Genomic DNA, 21,422 nt, shown 5'->3' on the forward strand with positions numbered 1-21,422 from the left:
ATCATTTTAAGTATGAGCCTGTTATTGCAGAGACGCTTTGGCTACGATTTGAAGGTCTACTACATCAACCATACCGTCATGATTGACATCAGCTTTTTCATTCCAACCCGCTTGATCTGGTTGCTTGCCGTATCCTCCTGCAACGATCGCCAAGTCGCCAGCAGAGATTTTTCCGTCTCCATTGAGATCTGCGCTGATCTTCTGCTTGTCGAACTGTTGAATTGCCGCTTTCAATGCCGCTTTCGCTTGATTCACCTGCTCCGGCATCGCATTCGAATCGTTTGCTGTCGCATTTGCTACATCGATAGCCGACTGTAATTGCGCTTTGGAGCCAGCCGCATACAGACCGTCCTCGTTGCCTTCCACGGCTGCATCGTACTTCGCCTGAGCGTTTTCGATGATGTTCTGTAACGTCAGACCTGCCTCTACTGTCACACTCGCGGAAGACGTAAAGTTGCCGTCAGCCGTTGTGACCGTTACTATCGCAGTTCCAGGACTATTGCCAGTCAGCGAAGCGCTGCCGCCTGTTGCGGTAACAGATACTACAGCAGGATCGCTGCTTGTCCACGAAACTTGAGGATCGTTCGCATTAGCCGGCGTAACCGTAGCCGTCAATGTTACGGTTTCACCTTCAGTCATCGTAACGTTCTGTTGATCAAGCGTCACCCCGTTAACAGGGACATGGTCAACGACTTCGAATGTCTTGCGATCCACGATCTCATACCCATCATTGAGCATGAAAAGCGCATCATACGTACCCGGGGCCAGACCATTGCTGAGACTAGCCTTCCCGTCTCCAGACTTTAAATAAGTCCATGTGATCGATACACCGGCACCTGGAGGAATGGCTCCGGTATTGTAGATTCCGACCCAATCCGTCCCGCTTGCGCCAGCCCCTGTGTACGATAGCGTGATGGCTTCGCCCTTGAGGTACTGGAGTTTGTCCATTGTTAACGTCTGGCCTGCAGCTGCTTCAGCAACAGACATGAAAGTTGCTGCGGATAAGTTGAAAATCAAAATCATGACTGACGCAAAATAACCGATTCGACGCAACGTTTTTCGGTTACGTTTTTTGTACATTTGCCATTCCCCATTTCTACCTTTTTTTTCATCTTAGCTTGTACTTTGTTCTTTCTCGGAAACACTTGAACCCGATGAAGAAACCTTTGATTTTTTAGGCTTTAATTCAATCCGTAAGCAACACCTCCCCTATAATCAAATCCCTTTGGAAAACAAATTTGCATATTGAAAGCGAATGATACCTTGAACTATTTCTGGATGGAAAGCTTTGGCTCAAACAGCGATTTTCGCATTTTGAACGACTCTGTATTTGTTCAATTTATATTAAACACTTCCAATATTTTGATTGAAATGGTCAAATTTCCCCTTTCGCACAAAATATATTGTACGATCTAATGGTGATTAATGGGTCAAATACATGTAAAATACAAATGAAATTATCGTAAAGTTGAGCGATCATAAATGGTAAAAGCATACAAAATAGGGCCCATGCTTAGCTGCATGGACCTTCATACTTCTCTTCCAGCGTCCTTCCTCTTTCCCATCTTCTTGTTATAGACAAAAATACCCTAACGAGTGACTTTTTCAAAGTGTCTACTCGATAGGGTACAGTTTAATCAACACCATCTCTTAAGGCTCAATGCATTCAGCCTCATTGCAATCTTTGTATTAACCAATAAAATGCCAGTACAAAAATTAGGCAAGAAGTAGTGATCATCATTTTACGATACCATGGGAACCTTTGCAGCCATAACAAGAGCGGAAGTAACAGGCATAGAATCATAATCTGGCCCGTTTCCACACCTAAATTAAACGTCAAGAGTGAGCCAATCAGATTTTCCTTTGGAAGTCCCGTTTCGGCCAAAGCTCCGGCGAAGCCCATCCCGTGAATCAAGCCAAATAAGGCCGTTAATATCCACCGCCATTTCGCCTTTTGAACAAATATATTTTCCACTGCCACATAACAGATCGTCAGGGCAATCAATGCTTCAACCCAAGACGGGATAACGTGAATGCGGCCCGTTGCCACCAAGAAAAGGGTAATGCTGTGGGCGATTGTAAATGCGGTAACAATCTTGAACGCATCCTTGAAGCAAGTCGCGATTAATACTAAGGATAACAAAAATACCAAATGATCATAGCCGGTTAAAATATGTTCGATTCCAAGTACAAAGTATTCCCATAGGACGGAGCTAGTCTCAGTCGGAGCAATCTCGGACTCAGGAAAGGTGATTTGAATATCTTTTTTATCGATATTCAGAATATCCTGATAGACAAATTCCCCTGAACGGACCATGAGTACACTCGTATGAACAGGCGCATCTTCAAACACCAGATTGTAATGAATATTTATTTGTTCGATCGCTTCATCGGCGGTAAACTTGAGTTGCAGTTCAACGCCTTTTGTGGGACCTTTTTCCGCCGTGTTCATCGAAAGCAGTTCCATCGTTAAAGGCTTCGAATTCACTTCGATACGAAGATCTTTCTGAATAATCGATTCGATTTCTTCTTTTTGCGAGGCCAGTTCCTCGTTCTCCATATGATTATTCTTGTCCGTATCAAAATGCACCAGCAAGTCTTTTTCATCAAGAAAAAGTTCATAGTTAATCTGATTCCCTTTAACATCTAACCCCGAGTAACCCATGCTTGTGGAATGCGCATGTGCTGTTGTGGCAGTCCCCAAAAAAAATACGATGATGAACAAGGGGAGGAAAGTTCGCAGGTTCATAGCTGCTGGACCTCTTTTCTTAAAATGGACCAAGTAGAGAATGGATTTCGAAAGCTCAGCTTCTCCGTATTGTCAAAAAAGCTCTCATTTTGAAGTTTATTGTATAAGTCTGTCCGCTTTCTAAGTGCAGAGCTTTGGTCCCGGGTTTGCGATGACAGATACTACAGTAACATTGCTGCTTGTCCACGAAACTCGGGTATCGTTCGCATTAGCCGGCGTAACCGTAGCGTTAATGTTTTGGTTTCGCCTATATCTTGTTGATTGCAAACAGCACCATCCACACCGATGCCGGTAATCGTCCAAATAATGAGGGGGGGAATTGATTCCCCCCCGGTTTATTACCGATCGATCCTATTTTTGTGACAATACATATTGAGCGTCTCGCAGCAAATATTTTGCCGCTTCGCTTGAAATATGCTTCCCGCTTTGAGCCTTCACTAGATTCATAAAGTCTTTTAAATTGTTGTTTGCCAATTTTCCCAGCAGACTTTTGGTAATATCGGCATTATCGATCCCATTGTTATTAGCAAAGCGTGTAACCAATGCCTTTAAGGAATTGATGCTGGCCACCGTCTGGAATTGAACAGTCTTGCTTCCCTGATTGCCGGCCAAGTCGCTAGAAGATACAACGAGTGTATGCTGACCAAGCGGCAACGTATAAAGCGGAATCGCCGTTCCAAGTCGGTAAGAATTCGTATCGAGCGTCACCGTCGTCTTGCCGTTGTCGACACCTGACAAGTTATCGGTCATTGTAATCTGAGGCGTCAAATCCCCGGAATCTTCATAAATACTGCCGTCTTCCGGTACGGATACCACAATCGCCGGCGCCGTCTTGTCGATCATAATGGCTGCCGTACGTCGCTCCTCCACGTTGCCTGCTCTGTCTACACTCCAATAGACAAGCTTGTGATCTCCTTCATCTGACAATACGACAGTAGTTCCCGTTTGCTCAGCGCCATCGTCTACTGTGTAGTAGGTATTGGCTACACCCGATTCGTTATCGATAGCGCTTAAGGTTACCGTAACGTCTTGATTGACCCAGCCGCTTGGCGCATTGTCCGTTGTCGTTGGTGGTTGTTGATCGACTGCTTCCGCCGCATTTACCGTTACACTGATGGTTACTGCTAAATCTACATGGTTCGGATTTGCCACACCTGCAGGCAAGGTTACAGTTCCATCTACCGTGAAGGTCTGTTCAATCTTTTGAGCTGGATCATAGTTTGCAGCATCTACATTCCATGTCACATTGGCATTCTTACTTCCTCCACCGGTAACCAGTTCCACGGTGGAAGGCAAGCCAAGGGCTTCTGCCGTCTTTGCTGTTCCGCTCTCCAATCCTTGGATGGCTGCGGGTTGTGTTATGCTCTGTAACGTCACAGATTCAACGACTTCGAATGTCTTTTTATCCACTGACGTATAACCGCCATCGAGCAAAAAGTGTATATCATAAGTGCCAGGGGCCAGTGAATTACCTAAACTTAATCTTCCGTCTCCAGGACGCATATAATCCCATGTCAGAGAATACGTATCACCTGGTTTTACTCCGGCAGAGTAGACGCCGGCCCAATCATACCCGTTTGATGCTGCCCCAGCATAGGATAGGGTAATGGGTTCTCCTTTTAAATACTGGGTTTTGTCTAAGGATATAGATCTATCTCCAGCTGCAAGAACAGTTACGTTAATGCTCGTTGTCAATGGTACACTGTTCGGGTTATCAACTCCGGAAGGCAGGGTTACGGTCCCTGGCACCGAGAAGGTCTGCACCGTCTTGATAGCCGGATCGTAGCTAACGTCGCTTAAATCCCAATTCACACTTCCGTCCACATTCCCACCATCATCGGTTACAAGAGTTACTTTTAAGGGCAATCCAAGACCTGTCGCAGTCTTAGGCGAACCGTTGCTCGCAGATACCGCTGCAGGCGCAGTAATACTACTCAATCTCGCATCCCCAGTTGTAAATTCAATATCCTGGTACGAACGGTTATACATGTCATCCGCGGCGAATACCCTAAGTAAATATGGAGTTTTCGGCAATAGACCTGTAATCTTGTATTGTCTGTATTCATCGTATGGCTTGTCTAACGGCAGCGAAAGGCTATTGAACGCTTTGTCCACTTCGCCGGTGAGCTTGTTGATAAGCTGAACATTATATTCCAGATTGCGCACATTGTCATTTGATTGCTTTATTGTAAACTCAACTTCTCCGCTTTTTACGGAATCGACCTTAATACCCTCATCAAACTGCGGAGCTATAAGTTCTTTTGTATCGCTCCTGCTATACGTAAAGGCATCTTTGCCATCGCCAACATTTACTACACTCGGTGTGCCTACAAATTCATGCGTAGCTAAATTATAATGTTTGATAATAATTTTCGAACCGTAAACCTCTAGGAAATTCACGATGCGAGGTGTGGTTTTATAATTGATATACGCGCCTTCGATATATCCGCCGTACGGACCGTCATCAATATAACTCGAATAGGACGCCGCGCCAGCATCCATAAACGTAGCCGAACCTTGATAGAGAGAACGTTCGTCGGTCGGGTCGTATTGCGTATGACCTGACATATAAAACACCTGTGAAAAATCATTTTCGTTAAGAAATTTGCCGAAAGCATTACTTGCAGCGCTACTCCATCTTTCTGACCACACGGTTCCGCTAATAGGGTAGTGAGACATTGCAAATATCGGTTTTTTTGGATCATAATCCGGTTCACTTTTAATTTCGTTGAGGAAATCTGTAGCTTTTCCCACCGTGTCACTGCTGTTAATATTTCCGTCAAACCCAATCAAATTAAATCCTTTTATCTTTACTCTATAAGCACTGTTATAAAAATGGTTTTCGTACGACTGCGTTGAGTCGTTCCACGCTCCCGCAGAACCGACAGGAATTAATTTTTCGGAGCCGTTCATATCATGGTTACCTTTTACCATATATAAAAGAGTATTGTCCAATACGCCCTCATCTTTAAGTTCATCGACTGCGTCAGCCATATTACCCATCCACACATATTCTGAGGGATTGTTACCTCCGGTAATGTCACCAGGCATCACGATTACGTCGGACTGCGGGAATACGCTCATGTCTTCTCTCAAATCTGATTTCTGATGCTCTTTTGATTCGACAGTACCAGTGATTTCCGGGTCGCTGTGCACAGTCATATTTAACTCGGCGGGAGTTAATGTTTTATTGCTTTTTTGATATATGAATATGGCGTTGTTTAGTTCACGGACGTAATAATTGATGGTCTCCTGTGTATAAAATTTTACTTTTTGCGTTGTTGCAACCGTATTGGCATAATCTAAAACCTTTTTCAAATAATCAAAATCGGTTTGGCTGAAGCCGTCGCCGAGACCGCCTGCTACGATTGTATTTGCTTGTGATATAGCGTCGTTAAGTGCGTTCATATCGACTTCATGTCCAGCGTAACTATTATAATTCGCTTGAACGTCATCAGTGCTTAATACGTCTTTCGAAATCATCAGATCAGCGATATCGAATGTATTACCGCCTTTGTTGCCCAATCCATCACCACCAATAATCAATGGATTCGACGTATCTAACGATCCGTGTCTTAGCGAAGTTTCAGCCATTTTGTAAGCATCAATATACAACGTCCCGACCATTTTATCTCTGTCTACAACAAATGTCACGTAGCGCCAATCGGAAGCATTAAACGTGTTGCGCCCAAAAGAAATGTCCTTTACTTTGGCGGTCGGGAATCCAAAATTCATGTTGATCGAATTGGCCGATGTGTAAATCGCCCAGCCTGCGTTAGCGCCGTTACTGTAATCCTTATTAGATAATATGACATTATTATTTTTCGTGTCGCCCTTATACCAGAAGGATACGGTAAAACTCTCTTCACCAAATTTCAAGCTTTGCGGTGTACTGATATAATTGCCGTTGCCGCTTTCCAAGTGTAGCGCTTTGGTTCCTGGTAATAAACCGTCTACAAAACTATGATTCCCTTTAGCGATCAAATCCTGCTGAGTTACATCGTCCTTCAAATTACCATCGAATTTAATCGATGCAATAAGGTTAGAATTTGCTTCGGCAGTATCGGTTGCTGCGTATGCGCCGGTCGAGAACATCGTGAATACCATCGTTAGTACGAGGGTAAACGATAAAATTCTTTTCACTGGTGAAAACCTCCATAGTTTTAAATAAGAGCCAAACATTCGCAAAATAGTTGCCTTCCACTGCTGCATCGTACTTAGCCTGGGTAACCATTTTTCCATCTAAGCTTGTACTTTGTTATTTCATGAAGACACTTGAATCCGATGAAGAATTTTTAGGCTTTAATTCAATCCGTAAGCAACACCTCCCCAATAATCAAATCCCTTCGGAAAACAAATTTGCATATTGAAAGCGATTGATACCTTGAACTTTTTCTGGATGGAAGGCTTTAGTCCAAACAGCGATTTCCATATTTTGTATGACTAAGTATTTGTTCAATTTTTATTAAATACTTTCAATATTTTTATTAAAATAGTTCAAATTCTCCTTCCGCACAAAATATATTGTACGCTCTATCCACACTTAATAGGTTAAGTGCATGTAAAATACAAATGAAATTTGCGTAAAGTTGAACGACCGTAATGGTAAAAACATACAAAATAGGACCATGCTTAGATGCATGGACCTAGCTATTACAAATGGCTGGGACAATTTGTCGACGGTCTGAAACGAGGCGAATATTTTTGTGAAAAAGAGATGGTGTCGTAAGAACACCATCTCTTTATTAAAAATCTTACTCTTCAGCAGAAGAGGATTAGTTCAAGCTGTTGAAGAGTGTTTCAATTTGAGGATCAAGGTTCAACGCATTCAGAATGATCGTTAGAGCTTCTGCACGTGTGGAGCTTCCTTGCGGATCGAATACCCCATTGCCCTTTCCGTTGATGATGCCAGCTTTTGCCGCATCTTGAATTTTATTCACTGCATAAGAGCTTGCACTTGACATATCCGTGAAGTTACCTTTGGATTCGTCTTTGTCAACCTTACTTAAGTCCACAATACGGGACAGAATGATGACCATTTCTTCGCGGCTGATCGTTTTGTTCGGCTTGAAGCTTCCGTCTCCGTATCCGTTAATAACGCCTGCGCTTGCAAGGTTATTAATCGCATCTTTAGCCCAATGACTTTGAATGTCGCTCAGTTCAACCCCATCATTAGCGCTGTCGGCATGGATATCGAATACGCGAGCGATGATCGTTGCAAACTCAGCACGTGTAATTGGACTGTTCGGACGGAACGTGCCATCCTCAAACCCAGTGATCACTTGTAGCTTCGCGAACGTAGCAATGGTCTTTTCAGCCCAGTGTCCTTTGATGTCAGCCGGTTCCATCTTAGCATTAGATTTCTTGGCTTCCTCTACCTTGGACTCGATCGCTTCAATTAATTTTTCTTCATTAACAATCTTGCCATTGAATACATCTTTTGGCTTTGGTTCTGGTTTTGGATCCGGTTTTGGTTCTGGTTTTGGTTCTGGTTTTGGATCTGGTTTTGGTTTTGGTTCTGGTTTTGGTTCAGGCTTTGGATCTGGATTTGGCTTTTCGCTCTTCGTGCTTTCAGTTACCTGTGTACTCCATTCACTAGCTCCTGCCGCATTTTTAGCTCTCACCTTATAGGTATGGCTTGTATTTGCTGCAAGACCTGTGTGTTCGAATGGATTTGCAACATCCATGTGAATCGCCCCATCCACCATCAAGTCATAGCCTGTTGCATCAGCTGAATTTTTCCATGTTACATTGATTTGTGATGCACCTTCTGCTTTTGCTTTCAAGCCTGTAGGTACAGCAGGAATCGTGCCAACTTGACCGCCGTCCTCGGACACGGTTACCTCATGGGAGGCACCAGCTACCTGCAGCTCTTTCCCTTTTTCGTTTGCAATTACAACATTATCGATCGATACTGTCGTCTTAGCAGAAGCTTGCGTTGCAGCTTTGGCCGTAAATTTGAATGCAAGCAAATCGCCTTGGGCAGGGACGTCCGTGCCCAAGCTGGCAGCCATAATCCGAATTTGTCCCGGCGCTATCTCCTTCTGACCGATAACTTGGAATCCGTCCTTCAGTGATGTAATCGAATCAAGCTGCAAAATCGTCGGATCATAGTGAAGCGTTAAATCTTGGGCATACACCGACTGGAATACTCTTTGCGTTTCGTCGTTTAGTCCCATTGTTACATCAAAGGTTTGGCCCAGGTCCACCTGCTGTAAACCTGTCAGAGTAGATTGAGGTGTCGTTGGTACCTCAGCCGGAATAATCCACGCAAATTCCATTTCCGACAAACCGTTGCTTCCCCCACTATTACTGGATATCTGGAATTTGACCCATGTCACCGTCCTGGCAGGGAAATTTACAGAATAACCGCTCCCGTCATTCGGGATTCCTGAAACCTCCAAAGTGCTTCCGTCGCTGAAGGTAAGCGTTCCGCCTTGCGACCAGTCGGTTGGGTTTGCCCGATCATAGAAGGTAATCTGGTTGATCGTTTGATTCGTCGGCCAATTCACTTGGATCCATGGATTCTTTTCTCCAAGGGACGCCCATTCACCAACACCCGGTGCCCCCATTTTGATACCATCGATCACTTTGTTGGGAGAATAATTGCTATTGTAAAATGATGAAGCGGTAACGGTAGCGGTATCGGTCGGCACTGAGGCCTTATTAACAGTTACTCTAATGCTTGTTGTCAAAGGCACTGCATTAGGATTTGCTACTATAGCTGGCAAAGTTATAGTTCCATTTACAGTGAAGGTCTGTGGAGTCCTTACATTGGGATCATAATTTGAAGCATCTACATTCCATGTCACATTGGCATCTACCATGAATGAATCGGTAACCAAGGATACTGTACTTGGCAATCCAAGGGCGTTCGCTGTCTTCGCCGCTCCTAATGCCACATCTATTACGTCAGAAGGCGCAATGACGCTGGTTAAATTAACTCTGTTAACATTAAGTTCAATGTCCTGCGACGAACGGTTATACATGGAATCCGCGGCGAACACTCTGAGTATATATGGAGTATCCGGCAACAAACCTGTCATCGTATATTCCCTGTATTCATCGAATGGCTTGTCTAGCGGCAGCGAAAGACTGTTGAACGAATTGTCAACTTCTCCCGTAAGCTTGTTGATCAGCTGAACATTGTATTCCAACGCACGCACATTGTCATTCGCTTGCTTCATTGTAAAAGTAACTTCGTTACTTTTTAAGGATTTGATCTTAAGGCCCTCATCAAACTGCGGAGCGATGAGTTCTCTAATATCGCTTTTGCTATACGTAAAGGCATCTTGGCCTTCACCAACGTGGACTACAGAAGGTATGCCTACAAATTCATCTGTACTTAAATTGTAATGCTTGATGATCACTTTTGTATCGTAAACCTCTAAGAAATTCGCGATGCGCGGTGTGGTATGATAATTGATATATGCACCTTCAATATATCCGCCGTACGGACCGCCATCAATATAACTGGAATAATTCGTCGAACCGGCATCGAAATACGAAGCCGCACCTTGATAGAGAGAACGTTCGTCGGTTGGGTCGTAATGCGTATGACCTGACAGATAGACGACCTGCGACAGATTATTGTCTGCAATATATTTACCTACATTATTACTTGCCGATGTGCTCCATTCCGATCCCCAATTGGTTCCACTGATCGGGAAGTGAGAAGATACGAATATCGGTTTGGTTGGATCGTAATCCGGTTCTTTTGTAATTTGATCCAGGAAATCTTTCGCTTTTCCTGACGTGTTGTTGTTGTCATAGTTGCCGTCAAATACCACCAGGTTATATCCCTTGATCTTGACCCGATAAGCATCGTTAAAGAAATTGTTATCGTACGATTGCGTAGTTTCGTTCCACGCGCCCGCCGAACCGACAGGTACAAATTGTTCGGCGCCGCCCATATCATGGTTGCCTCTTACCAGATAAAGCGCGATATTGTCAAATAAACCTTCAGCTTTAATTTTATCGTATACTTTTGTCAGCTCTTGCATCCACAGATATTCAACGGCATTGTTACCGCCGGTAACGTCGCCGGGAATCAACATGACGTCGGCTTGCGGGAATGTTTTCAGGCTTTTTCTGAAATCATCTTCCACGCGCGCGATTGCAGCGGGATTATCACTGATTTCCGTGTCGCTGTCCACAATCATATTTAAATCGGCGGGAGTTAATGTTTTATTGCTTTTTTGATAGATGAAGATGGCGTTGTCTAGCTCACGTTCGTAATAATTGATCGTTTCCTGTGTATATAATTTTTCTTTTTGCGTTGTTGCAACCGTCGTTGCCGTATTTAAAACCTTTTTCAAATAATCAAAATCGGATTCGCTGAAGCCGTTGCCCAGGCCGCCAGCAATAATTGCATTTGCTTCTGCTATGGTGTTGTTAAGTGCGGTCAAATCTACTTTATTTACATCGTAACTATTATAATTCGCTTGAACTGCATCGCTGCTAAATGCGCCTTTCCAAATCATCAGATCAGCGATATCGAATGAATTACCGCCGAGGTTGCCCAATCCGTCGGAACCGATATTTAATGGATTCGATGTATCTAACGATCCGAGCTTCAGCGTAGTTTCAGCCATTTCGTAACCATCAATATAGAGCGATGCGAGCATTTTTTCTCTGTCTACTACATAGGTCACATGACGCCAATCGGAAGCATCGAACGTGTTGCGCCCAAAGGAAATGTTCTTTTCTTTTGCGGTTGGGAAGCCAAAATTCATGTTGATTGAATTAGCTGATGTGTAAATCGCCCAGCCTGCGTTAGAGCCGTTACTAAAATCCTTGTTTGATAAGATGACCTGTTTATTGTTCGTATCGCCCTTATACCAGAAAGATACGGTAAAATTCTCTTCACCAAAATTCAAGCTATTCGGCGTACTGACATAATTACCGTCTCCGCTTTCTAAGTGCAGAGCTTTGGTCCCGGGTAATACACCGTCTACAAAACTATAATCCCCGTGTGCTATCAAATCTTCATTATTTACATCGTCCTTCAAATTATCGTTGAATGTAATCGATGCAATTTTGTCATTTTTGCCGGCCGTATCGGTTTCTGCGTATGTGCTGGTCGATAACACACCGAATATCATCGTTAGTGCGAGCGTAACGGATAAAAATCTCTTCATTACAGAATAACCTCCATCATTTTAAGTACGAGCCTGTTATTGCAGAGACGCATTGGCTACGATTTCAAGGTCTACAATATCAACCATACCGTCATGATTGACATCAGCTTTTTCATTCCAGCCCGCTTGATCTGGTTGCTTGCCGTATCCTCCTGCAACAATTGCCAAGTCACCAACAGAGATTTTTCCATCTCCATTGAGATCTGCGCTGATTTTCTGCTTGTCAAAAAGTTGAATAGCCGCTTTCAATGCCGCTTTCGCTTGATTCACCTGCTCCGGCATCGCATTCGAATCGTTTGCTGTCGCATTTGCTACATCGATAGCCGACTGTAATTGCGCTTTGGAGCCAGCCGCATACAGACCGTCCTCGTTGCCTTCCACGGCTGCATCGTACTTCGCCTGAGCGTTTTCGATGATGTTCTGTAACGTCAGACCTGCCTCTACTGTCACACTCGCGGAAGACGTAAAGTTGCCGTCAGCCGTTGTGACCGTTACTATCGCAGTTCCAGGACTATTGCCAGTCAGCGAAGCGCTGCCGCCTGTTGCGGTAACAGATACTACAGCAGGATCGCTGCTTGTCCACGAAACTTGAGGATCGTTCGCATTAGCCGGCGTAACCGTAGCCGTCAATGTTACAGTTTCACCTTCAGTCATGATGACGTTCTGTTGATCAAGCGTCACCCCGTTAACAGGGATGTGGTCAACGACTTCGAATGTCTTGCGATCCACGATCTCATAGCCGCCATCGAGCAAGAATAGCGCATCATATTTACCTGGAGCCAGCCCATTGCTAAGACTTACTTTCCCGTCTCCAGACTTTAAATAAGTCCATGTGATCGATACACCGGAACCTGGAGGAACATCACCGGTTTTATAGATGCCGACCCAATCCGTCCCGCTTGCGCCAGCCCCTGTGTACGATAGCGTGATGGCTTCGCCCTTGAGGTACTGGAGTTTGTCCATTGTTAACGTCTGGCCTGCAGCTGCTTCAGCAACAGGCATGAAAGTTGCTGCGGACAAGTTGAAAATTAAAATCATGACTGACGCAAAATAACCGATTCGATGCAACGTTTTTCGGTTTCGTTTTTTGTACATTTGCCATTCCCCATTTCCACCATTTTTTCATCTTAGCTTGTACTTTGTTATTTCATGAAGACACTTGAATCCGATGAAGAATTTTTAGGCTTTAATTCAATCCGTAAGCAACACCTCCAAAAATACTCACATCCCTCGGAAAACAAATTTGCATATTGAAAGCGATGATACCTTGAATTCTTTCTGGATGGAAAGCTTTAGTTCAAACAGCGATTTTCACATTTTGTATGACTATGTATTTGTTCAATTTTTATTAAACACTTTCAATATTTTTATTAAAATAGCCAAAATCCCCCCTATGCACAAAATATATTGTACGCTCTATCCACATTTAATAGGTTAAGTACATGTAAAATACAAATGAAATTTGCGTAAAGTTGAAGGATCATAATGGTAAAAATAGACAAAAAAAGGACCATGCTTAGTTGCATGGACCTGAAAGAGACATGATTTTGAATTAAAGCTGTTTTCGAACTAGCAGCGCTTCCGTCCGTCGACGCAACGGCTTCGTCACCCCCATCACAACCACACGGACGATCAGGTTCGTAAGGATAATTAAAACCGACATCGCCGCAGCTGGAGCTATATCACCTGAATCCTCCATGTTGACAATAGCCACAGAAGCCGGCTTCAAGTCAGGCGTGTATAAGAAGATGATCGCCGAGACCGTAACCATGCTGTTGATGAAAAAATACAATGCGATCTCTAAAATCGCCGGAAACGACATCGGTACCGTGACCCGGAGCAACGTCCGATACCATGGTACGTTCATCGATTCCGACGCAGCCTCAAACTCGCTATCCAGCTTCTTAAGAGAGGAGGTCATGGTTAAAAACGAAACCGAATAAAAGTGTACAATGTTACATATGATTACGATCCATATGGTCCCGTACAACCCGTTCAACGGCTGGTTCGGATTATTGAAGAAAAATACGTAAACGAGCCCCAGCACCAATCCCGGCAGCGCCAGCGGGAGCATGGAAAGTAAATATGCGGAAGCGCGCAGGATACGATATCCGCGGGACTTCTCAATGAGATATGCAAACAAAAATGTTACTATGGTACCAATTACCGCTGTACAAAGCGAAATAACCAGGCTGTTGACAAACGGGTTTGAACCTTGTGAGGCGAAATTTGAAAAATCATAATTCGAGAGAGAGATCTCCAAATTATAAGGCCATACTTTTACTAACGACCCATAGATTGCTACGAGTATAATACACAAAATCGCAACGGACAGAACCAGGCAAAGTAAAAATAACATTCCGTCGCGCAGCTTGTTCGCTTCAATTCGATAAGGGCTCGATTTCGCGCTAAGGAAGCCGTTTTGTTTCCGCTGTGCAATTCGGTCTATGACAAACGATAAGACAGCAGGGATCAACAACAGCACACCGACTGCGGCCCCCATCTGCATATTTTGTTGGCCAATGACTTGTTTAAACAGATCCGTCGCAAGTACATTGTACTGCCCTCCAACAACCTTAGGGGCACCAAAATCCGTAAAACTCATGACAAAACAAACAAAAATCGAGCTAAGGATCGCAAATTTCGTTCCTGGAATGGTAACGGTCCAAAACTTTCGCCATTTACTAGCACCTAATGTTTCCGCAGCTTCATATAATCGATAATCCGAACTCATAAGTGCAACCGATAACATAAGAAATGCTTGTGGAAATGTATACAAGACTTCCGACATAATGATCCCGATCGGCCCATAAAGATCAATTCGGACTTCCGGGAACCGCCCGAAAAAACCGGTGGAGATGAGCCCCTGATTGCCAAACAAATAGATAAGCGCTAATCCGTGAAGCATCGAAGGCGCGAAAAGCGGCAGTAACCCTACTGCGCGGAAAAACGATTTCCCTCGAATTGCGCTTCTCTCAAGTGCAAACGCAAACCCGAATCCAAGCGTCACTGCAATAACAGTTGTGATCGATGAAACCTTAATGGAATTCCATAACGAAGTAACAAGCGCCGGTGTCGAGAAATATTTTGCGAAATTGGCGAGTCCGATAAATTGTCCGTCTGGATTGCTTACGGCTTTGATTGCGAGCTCTCCGAGCGGCAGCAGGATTGTAACTGTTAACACTAGCGTCATGATCAGGATGATCAGGTTCTGACTCAGAGCGTTAGAATCAGGACGAATTCGTTTTAACCATAAATTCATAACGGAAGCCCTCCTTATCCCACCGCGATGCTTGCTGTAGAATCAAACCGGATAACGTGTTCGGGCGGCAAGTTGAACATCAGCTTCTGATTTTTTTTAACGTTGAAATTCGCCATCGTCTGCGAAGGCAGATCAATGGTAACGAATTGCTGCATCGGATGATCCTGCGAATCCAATAACTGCACAAGCACCCGGTAATAGGCCCCGTGATATTCGTAATCCCGTACAATCGCACGATTGCTCTTATCTTGATCTCCTCGAACCAGTTGAACATGTTCCGGCCGAATGGCCAGCAAAGCACTTTCTTGTTTTTCCGTTTCAATAAAACTTATTGCTCCAATAAAATCGGCAACAAACGGACAGTTGGGCTTTTCATACACTTCCTTCGGCGTACCGATTTGAATAATCCGTGCTTGATTCATGACAACGATGCGATCCGCCATCGTCAAGGCTTCTTCCTGATCATGCGTGACCATAATCGTAGTCATACCGAATTTCTCATGTAGGCGAAGAATCTCACGTCGCAACTTGATTCGAACTTTAGCATCGAGTGCAGATAACGGTTCATCCAATAACAAGCAATCCGGTGAAAGCGCTAGTGCACGTGCAAGAGCAACCCGCTGCTGTTGACCTCCCGACAATTGTGATGGCACCTTGTTTCGTTGCTCATCTAATTCCACCAGTCCGAGCAGTTCGTCTACTCGATCGGCAATTTGGGATTTGGATAAACGATTGGAAAGTCCATAAGCAATGTTCTCAGCTACAGTTAAATTAGGGAATAAAGCATAGGATTGGAACATCATTCCGAAGTTCCGTTTCCCGGCCGGTTCTCTGGTGATGTCTCTACCTGCAATTGTCAACTGACCCTGGTCGGCTTTTTCGAGCCCTGCAATGATCCGAAGTAACGTTGTCTTGCCGCAGCCGCTTGGCCCGAGCAGACAGATGAACTCGTGTTTATTGATATCTAATTCGATTTCTTGCAGCGCAGCTTGCTTCCCAAATCGTTTGGAAAGGTTTCGCACCGATAAGTAACCTTGATTCATTACAAATACCCCTTTTTTGCCAATTTTCTAATACGATTTAATAAATTAGGAAGGATGCCAAAAATCGGCATCCCTCGTTTATTACAGAGCATAATCACTCAGAATTATTGTTTCGGCTCCGCTTTCGATCCGTATTTTCCCTCCCAGTCTGCAAGCACTGAATCACGATCTCTGGCAGCCTGGTATAAATCCAGCTTCGTTAATTGGGATACAGGGTCTTTACTGTAACCTTCCGGAATTTTCGAATCTTCTTGCTTGATGCTCAAAATAGCATAATTCTTGTTGTATTCTTTCATTGGCTCATCGCTAATCGCCCAATCGAGGAACAGTTTGGCCTCTGGCTTAATATTTTCCTTTTTAACCAATGCATTTGCTTCCATTTCCCAGCCAGATCCTTCTTTAGGGAATACCACCTCAACCGGAGCGCCCTTTTTCTGTTGTTGGATGCCGGCGTATCCGTACGAGATGCCGATTGGAACTTCGCCTGCAGCAGCCATTTTCGCAGGTTTGGAGCCAGAGTGTGTATACACCATCATATTTTCATGCAGCTTGTCCATGTATGACCATGCTTTATCCTTGCCATACAGTTGGATGAATTCGTTAACTGTCAAATATCCTGTTCCCGAAGATGCCGGATGCGGCATAGCGATCAATCCTTTATATTCAGGCTTAATCAAATCTTCGTACGATTGCGGAATCGGCAAATTCCGTTTTTCCAATTCTACTTTATTTACAGTAAATGCTGTCTCCCAGATGTCAATTCCGACCCATTTTGGCGGGTTCGCCTTATCTTTGAATTCCGGCAGCACCCGATCAACACCTTTAGGCGCGTAAGGTTCCAGCATATTCTGATCGTCCATGGCGAGCAAGCTGGTTGTCGCTAGACCCCAGATCACGTCAGCTTGAGGATTGTCTTTCTCTGCAAGCAGCTTAGCTGTGATGATCCCTGTTGAATCGCGAACAATGTTAAGCTTAATGTCTGGGTACTGGGCCTTGAAGGACTCGAGATACGTTGTGATCTGTTCATCTTCCATTGCCGTATAAATGTTTAACTCTGCCGGTTTATTCGATGCAGTTGTCGCCGATGGACTCGTGCTGCTGTCTTGTGCTGCGTTATCTGTTTTCGTTCCATTTCCACAACCCGCCAATAAACCTGTAACGATTAATGTAGCTGCGAGTGATTTCCATTTAAAATTCATTGTTGTCCTCCATTTTCACGCATTATGCGTAGTTGATAGTTATAACGACTTACCGTTTAAATTCAAACCAATGGTACCAATCACAATAAGAGCAACCCAGCAGATCTTCGCAACATTAAACTGTTCTTGGAAAAAGAAGTATCCCGCTAGCGCAATCAAAACCATGCCGATCCCGGACCATGTGGCATAAGCAACGGTAACTTCAATATGTTTCAAAGCCAAATTTAGCAAAGTGAAGCTGCAAGCGTAAAACACAAACATCAGGATGGAAGGCCACAATTTCGTGAACCCTCCGGAAATTTTCATCGAAAGCGTACCCGACACTTCGAATACGATGGCAAGAAGCAAAAAAATGGTACCCATCGTACTCACCCTTCATCCGTACTTAATACTTCTATTCCTATTTGTGAATAGTCGGTAATGAGGGCATCAGCATCGTGTAGATAGCTATCTCTTGACTCAGTCAGCTTTCGACTACAAATTCCAATGGTCAGGGAAACTCCCGCTGCTCTTCCCATTTTCATATCACCGTTCGTATCCCCGATTACGGCCACTTCATTAGGGGAGCATCGCAACTCCCAGCAAGCCTTTTCCACCATCTCGGGATTGGGCTTTCCCAGATCTACCAGGTCATTTCCAATGACAACTTGAAAATATTGCCTAATCCCCATCCATTCCAAATGCTTTTCCGCTTCAAACGTATCATCTGCCGTCACTACGCCCAAAGGAATTCGCAGCTCACGACAGCGCTCGAGAAATTCCTTTAAGCCGGGTAAAGCCTGAACCGGTCGAGTATTCTGCATTTCCTCGTCGGCTAATTGCTTGCACCTTCGAACGATTGTCATCGCTTCGCTCCACGGCAGACCTAACCGATAACCATGCCATGCCAATACCGCAAGCACATCGGGTGTAGAAGCCATCGCGAGTGGACCATTACAATCGTAATCGACAATGTGGCCTTCTGAATCAACATCAACTCCCAGCAAAGCAGGAATCAGATCGACAATATGTTGCCGTGCGTCACTCGGAAAATACTCGGAATAGTGGCGAGCCAATGCTTCGGCCCATCTCCCCCACAGCCCGACAAATTCAAGCAAGGTTCCATCCTTGTCAAATAGAAGGCCTCGGACTGGGAAGCATTCTCTATGCACCCGTAAATTAAAAATTGTAATCACTCCCATAGCAATCGCTCGTTTATCTAAGTTGATTTTAATTGGTTATCGCAATAGCTGTTAGGAACACCAGTGTCTTTAACTGCGAGCGCGAATAACAAATTATGTAATTCAATTTTTTTTTAATATTTCTGTTTTTCCACCCCTAAATACCGTTTATTTTCCATTAACACAAAAAATATTGTACACTAATACGAGTAATCATGTGTCAACGGACTATTAATCCAACGTGAAATTTCTGTAAATCCTCTCCTCGCTCGCATCCGTTAAAAATATTTTGTATACTATAAAAAAAGGATTACTTTGGAATCTTATGAACGATAAAGGTCAGCGATATGAACGGGGATGTGAACAATCTAGTGTCTCAAAATGTGGAGAATCAAAAAAGGGAGCAGCGGGAGCGCATTAGGCAGCATGTGATTGAAGCCATTGCTGAATCAATGGATTTGTACGGCTCGACTCATTCGTCCGGACAATTGTACGGGATTATGTTTTTTGAAGATCGACCAATGACGCTCGAAGAAATGAAGACGCGCATGAACATGAGCAAAAGCAACATGAGTTATGCAGTTCGGTCGTTAATGAATTCCCAAATGGTCATGAAACTAGAGGAAAAGCAGGAGCGCAAGGATTTGTATGTGGCAGAGACAAACTTTTTTCTAGCATTTCAAAACTTTTTTTCACTGAAGCTCCAGCGTGAAATTGATATAATGACTGGAGCCATTAACAATGTTCTTCCCGAATTGACAGAACTCATTCTTAATGAACAGACATCGGATAATGAACGACAGGCTGCCCTTCCAGATTTACATAAGCTAAGGCATGCGCTCAAATATTACGAATGGCTGCAACAATTTGTCAACGATCTGCAGCAAGGGGAATATTTCAATCAGCCCTCCGAGTCGTAATTGATCAAAATAGAAGCGCAAACATTCCCAAATGAATAGAAAGCGAACTTCCGTGACTACAAAAAACTTGTATTAAACAAAGGGATGGTGTCGATAGGACACCATCCCTTTGTTTGTTGAAAATTACTTTTTTCTCTTTCCTACCATACCGCCCCATACGCCGGAGAATTCTTCGCTACCGGCTAGAAGAAGTGTGCTTAGCTGGGCACGCCACCCTAGAGATGACCCCCATGCTGGGTGTACATGAAAATAAGCGCCCGTTTCCTCTGGAAACAGTACGCTTATTTTCAAATATGTTTATGCAATTAATTGTAAAAAAAATCGATAGTCACATGTTTACTATAAAAAGCGTATCACTTAGTGCTGGACATCCTGTGCAAACAGCTCGGCCAGGGAGAATGGCGGTAAGACTTCTTCAATCAGTGCCAGCAGTGCATCGTCGTAATTATGGCGCACTTCGCAGGTGCGGTCGAAGATCATCGTAGGCTCGTTCTCCGCCGTGACAGCTGGCCAGTGCGGCAGCCCTTCGTGGTTTGGGTTACCCGTGCGGGCAAAGTTAACCACAGCCCCGAACACCTGCTTCTCCAGCTTGTCGGAAACACCAGGTACATTGCAGATCTCCACTTTATCCGCGTTGTGGAAGAAGAAAGGAATGTCCGCGCAGTGCCATGCCGTTTTGCCATTTTGATAAGGGAATTCAAAGGTAAAGTTGTACAGATACACCGGTGCTTGCTGACCTTCCGCTTGCAGTTTGGCCAGCACCTTGGAAGACACGCGGAAAATTCTGTCTAACGCCAACAAATCTACGGCCTTTTTCTCTGGATATGCTTTCAGATATAGATCAATGAGCTCTTGAGTGCGTTCGCCAAACCGCTTCGTAAGAATCGCCTTCATCTCTTCATCGGAAAGCTCATATTTGTTGAAAGGCACAGGCGCGAAGGAAAACTCGCCAATGACAGAGCCAACCATCATCGGAATGGTTTTTGCGTGTTCGGTAAAGCCACTGATGAGCGGTTCGCCTTTGTAAAAATCGTTTTCCATCGGCGCGCAGCCGATATACCCGCCCTGTTGCATAACAATCGGGCACACCTTGTTGTAGGCCTGTACCAATTCATAATAGGGTACTGTCTCCAGTTTTTCCACATCGTTCTCTTCAATTCCGAGCGCTTCGAGCATTGCTTTGACGATCATGGTGCCGTCACCTGTAGGTATTGGCAACAGCTTGCCGTCAGATACACCGCTCATCACAATCGCTTTGTGGAACAAGCCGTCCGCACTAGGGATTTGCATCAATCCAGTCGTTTTCATGCCACCCCCGGACTGGCCAAATAGCGTCACGTTTTCAGGATCTCCGCCAAAGTTGGCAATGTTCTCGTGTACCCATTTCAGCGCCGCTACGAGGTCAGCATGGCCAGCGTTAGCAGAATTAGCATACTTTTCTCCGAAAGGAGAAAGGTCCATGTAGCCTAGGATGTTGAGACGGTGATTCACCGAGACTACCACGACATCGCCATGTCGGCTCATATTGAAGCCGTCGTAGGCCTCCTGTTCGATCGAAGAACCCGCTGTGAAACCACCGCCATGCAGCCACACCAAGACCGGCTTTTTGGCCTCAGCATCCAGCGTCTCGGTCCAGATGTTCAGATTTTGACAGTTTTCATCCTGTGGCCAGTACCGATGGGGCACGAGCAGCTCGCCATTGGGCTTTTCCTGTGCCATCAGCGGGCAGACAAAGCCATAGGAGGTAACTTCCTTCACACCCTCCCACGGCTCAACTTCGGTAGGCATCTGGAAACGTTTTGCCTGTGCGTAAGGGATTCCTTTGAAAATATGCATTCCATCGAATGAATAACCTTTGAGTTTGCCGGCTTTCGTCTCTACAACGGGTACATCATCGAATCTGAATTCTTTCGCCATATTAAATCCCTCTTTCTATTTCATTAATTGAA

At 44.5% G+C, this 21,422-nt stretch carries 12 protein-coding genes; 1 reads left to right on the plus strand and 11 read right to left on the minus strand.

The features are described from left to right. Nucleotides 1-21: 21 nt before the first annotated feature. The 10 genes from MUG84_RS07045 to MUG84_RS07090 form a co-directional block, all read right to left on the minus strand. Nucleotides 22-1,080: an Ig-like domain-containing protein gene (locus MUG84_RS07045; RefSeq protein ID WP_244722439.1), complete on the minus strand. Its 1,059-nt coding sequence runs from the start codon at nt 1,078-1,080 to the stop codon at nt 22-24. 592 nt (nt 1,081-1,672) lie between these two features. After that, nucleotides 1,673-2,749 (minus strand): HupE/UreJ family protein, encoded by a 1,077-nt coding sequence (locus MUG84_RS07050; RefSeq protein WP_244722442.1) that lies wholly within the window; start codon nt 2,747-2,749, stop codon nt 1,673-1,675. Between the two features lie 351 nt (nt 2,750-3,100). Beyond that, nucleotides 3,101-6,892 carry an OmpL47-type beta-barrel domain-containing protein gene (locus MUG84_RS07055; protein WP_244722444.1) on the minus strand — a complete coding sequence of 1,264 codons (3,792 nt, stop codon included), beginning with the start codon at nt 6,890-6,892 and terminating at the stop codon, nt 3,101-3,103. A 632-nt stretch (nt 6,893-7,524) separates the two neighbouring features. Next, a complete protein-coding gene (locus MUG84_RS07060; RefSeq protein WP_244722446.1) occupies nt 7,525-11,889 on the minus strand; it encodes an S-layer homology domain-containing protein in 4,365 nt (1,454 codons plus the stop codon). Nucleotides 11,890-11,925: 36 nt separating this feature from the next. Further along, nucleotides 11,926-12,984 (minus strand): Ig-like domain-containing protein, encoded by a 1,059-nt coding sequence (locus tag MUG84_RS07065; protein WP_244722448.1) that lies wholly within the window; start codon nt 12,982-12,984, stop codon nt 11,926-11,928. Between the two features lie 457 nt (nt 12,985-13,441). Then, a complete protein-coding gene (locus MUG84_RS07070) occupies nt 13,442-15,151 on the minus strand; it encodes a putative 2-aminoethylphosphonate ABC transporter permease subunit (RefSeq protein ID WP_244722450.1) in 1,710 nt (569 codons plus the stop codon). Nucleotides 15,152-15,165: 14 nt separating this feature from the next. Beyond that, the gene (locus MUG84_RS07075; RefSeq protein ID WP_244722452.1) at nt 15,166-16,194 is read right to left on the minus strand and encodes an ABC transporter ATP-binding protein; all 1,029 of its coding nucleotides are present in this window, start codon (nt 16,192-16,194) and stop codon (nt 15,166-15,168) included. Between the two features lie 104 nt (nt 16,195-16,298). Then, complete coding sequence (locus tag MUG84_RS07080; RefSeq protein ID WP_244722455.1) at nt 16,299-17,393, minus strand: putative 2-aminoethylphosphonate ABC transporter substrate-binding protein; 1,095 nt, start codon at nt 17,391-17,393, stop codon at nt 16,299-16,301. Nucleotides 17,394-17,432: 39 nt separating this feature from the next. Further along, the gene (locus tag MUG84_RS07085; protein ID WP_244722458.1) at nt 17,433-17,756 is read right to left on the minus strand and encodes a DMT family transporter; all 324 of its coding nucleotides are present in this window, start codon (nt 17,754-17,756) and stop codon (nt 17,433-17,435) included. A 5-nt stretch (nt 17,757-17,761) separates the two neighbouring features. After that, the gene (locus tag MUG84_RS07090; protein WP_244722461.1) at nt 17,762-18,574 is read right to left on the minus strand and encodes an HAD family hydrolase; all 813 of its coding nucleotides are present in this window, start codon (nt 18,572-18,574) and stop codon (nt 17,762-17,764) included. A gap of 350 nt (nt 18,575-18,924) precedes the next feature. Between MUG84_RS07090 and MUG84_RS07095 the strand changes: the two genes are divergently transcribed. Then, nucleotides 18,925-19,473 carry a GbsR/MarR family transcriptional regulator gene (locus tag MUG84_RS07095; RefSeq protein WP_244722464.1) on the plus strand — a complete coding sequence of 183 codons (549 nt, stop codon included), beginning with the start codon at nt 18,925-18,927 and terminating at the stop codon, nt 19,471-19,473. 357 nt (nt 19,474-19,830) lie between these two features. Here the strand turns inward: MUG84_RS07095 and MUG84_RS07100 are convergent, their stop codons facing one another. Continuing rightward, nucleotides 19,831-21,390, minus strand: coding sequence for a carboxylesterase/lipase family protein (locus tag MUG84_RS07100; RefSeq protein WP_244722467.1), 1,560 nt, complete (start codon nt 21,388-21,390; stop codon nt 19,831-19,833). Between the last annotated feature and the right edge of the window lie 32 nt (nt 21,391-21,422).

This window comes from Paenibacillus mangrovi (assembly GCF_022898935.1).
Classification (GTDB): domain Bacteria; phylum Bacillota; class Bacilli; order Paenibacillales; family Paenibacillaceae; genus Paenibacillus_AQ; species Paenibacillus_AQ mangrovi.

What these genes read in the sequence shown, in the direction of transcription:
- MUG84_RS07045 (WP_244722439.1), bottom strand. Translation starts at nt 1,080, where the DNA reads ATGTACAAAAAACGTAACCGAAAAACGTTGCGTCGAATCGGTTATTTT.
- MUG84_RS07100 (WP_244722467.1), bottom strand. Translation starts at nt 21,390, where the DNA reads ATGGCGAAAGAATTCAGATTCGATGATGTACCCGTTGTAGAGACGAAA.
- MUG84_RS07065 (WP_244722448.1), bottom strand. Translation starts at nt 12,984, where the DNA reads ATGTACAAAAAACGAAACCGAAAAACGTTGCATCGAATCGGTTATTTT.
- MUG84_RS07085 (WP_244722458.1), bottom strand. Translation starts at nt 17,756, where the DNA reads ATGGGTACCATTTTTTTGCTTCTTGCCATCGTATTCGAAGTGTCGGGT.
- MUG84_RS07070 (WP_244722450.1), bottom strand. Translation starts at nt 15,151, where the DNA reads ATGAATTTATGGTTAAAACGAATTCGTCCTGATTCTAACGCTCTGAGT.
- MUG84_RS07075 (WP_244722452.1), bottom strand. Translation starts at nt 16,194, where the DNA reads ATGAATCAAGGTTACTTATCGGTGCGAAACCTTTCCAAACGATTTGGG.
- MUG84_RS07050 (WP_244722442.1), bottom strand. Translation starts at nt 2,749, where the DNA reads ATGAACCTGCGAACTTTCCTCCCCTTGTTCATCATCGTATTTTTTTTG.
- MUG84_RS07090 (WP_244722461.1), bottom strand. Translation starts at nt 18,574, where the DNA reads ATGGGAGTGATTACAATTTTTAATTTACGGGTGCATAGAGAATGCTTC.
- MUG84_RS07060 (WP_244722446.1), bottom strand. Translation starts at nt 11,889, where the DNA reads ATGAAGAGATTTTTATCCGTTACGCTCGCACTAACGATGATATTCGGT.
- MUG84_RS07080 (WP_244722455.1), bottom strand. Translation starts at nt 17,393, where the DNA reads ATGAATTTTAAATGGAAATCACTCGCAGCTACATTAATCGTTACAGGT.